2 protein-coding genes are annotated in these 1069 nt (G+C 29.4%); both read right to left on the bottom strand.

Annotation, left to right across the window (positions count from 1 at the left end; genetic code table 11):
• Positions 1-144: 144 nt before the first annotated feature.
• Positions 145-861 (bottom strand): hypothetical protein, encoded by a 717-nt coding sequence (locus X919_RS0106300; protein ID WP_155949682.1) that lies wholly within the window; start codon positions 859-861, stop codon positions 145-147.
• The coding region (locus tag X919_RS16875; RefSeq protein WP_036917483.1) for a hypothetical protein at positions 843-1069 on the bottom strand (227 nt) is incomplete at its 5' end. The genes X919_RS16875 and X919_RS0106300, both read right to left, overlap by 19 nt.

The raw sequence follows: 1069 nt of genomic DNA, 5'->3' as shown, positions 1-1069 counted from the left end.
AGAGAGATTAACAACATTGTTACTATAATTTATAAGCATAGCCCCTCTTGAAATTATTGAATATGATATTCTTTCCATTTTTTATCTGCAAAGATAATCGTTTCTAACGTATCCTTAGAACCTATTTTCCATCTTATTTTTAGATTAATCTTCCCTGTACAATCCGTACAAATTGATATCTTTCATTTCCAGATGCCAATAATATAACCTTATTCTTTTATAAGTGTAGTATCCCCATACATCATGTATTTTTATAATCTCATCTATCAATTTCTCAATTCTTTTTTTTGAATTTTCCATAAATAAATCATAATCAGATTTCGACCTAAATACCATATTATACCCTGGCCCACGACTATTACTAAAAATGAATTCTGGTTTAATGGGAATATCTTCTTTTTCTACCATTCTACGAATCTCATCCTTACATAAAAGTATTATCTCTATTCTTATAAATTCTTCCAAAGAATAAAAGAGCAATAACACGTTACCACTTTTGTAAGCCACAGGGTAATTATATTTGTCTAACAAACGATTCCACTGCTCAATCAGATTATTGGTATATATATATGTACCATCCCAATTATTCTGTTCCATATTCATTTTGTTATCCAGCAAATTCTTAGTACTCTTTAGATAAATAAACATAGTCGGAACATCTATACCATTTTTAACAACACGAGATATTTGAGAGCTTTTAAAGACTGAGAATGAAACATCTAATCCTAGAGTCTTTGCATATACATTAAAATTATCATAAATCTTGGACTTAGAATCTATGCTCCCTTCAGCTTTCATCTTTTCTATTTCTTGAGTAATTATCTCTGATATATTATTGTTTTTTACCATACTACTTTCCATAAATTTTGATTTATTTGAGTTATACGACCACCTAAACCTCCTTGGTTTATTGGCGCTGTTAAATAACTTACTTCCTTTTCATAAAATCCTCTTTTGTATTTGGAGTCAAATGGATTATGAGAAAGAAAAAACTCTTTAGAGACCTCTGCAAAACCTACCATCCACTCAATTCTCACCCATACACTCTTAGAAGAATAAATATTTTTGA

It is taken from the genome of Prevotella sp. HJM029, assembly GCF_000599605.1.
Taxonomy (GTDB): domain Bacteria; phylum Bacteroidota; class Bacteroidia; order Bacteroidales; family Bacteroidaceae; genus Prevotella.
This window is presented reverse-complemented; position numbering and strand designations above follow the sequence as displayed.

Bases quoted from the DNA above. Each gene is read 5' to 3' on its own strand.
- X919_RS0106300 (WP_155949682.1), bottom strand. From the start codon at position 861: ATGGAAAGTAGTATGGTAAAAAACAATAATATATCAGAGATAATTACT.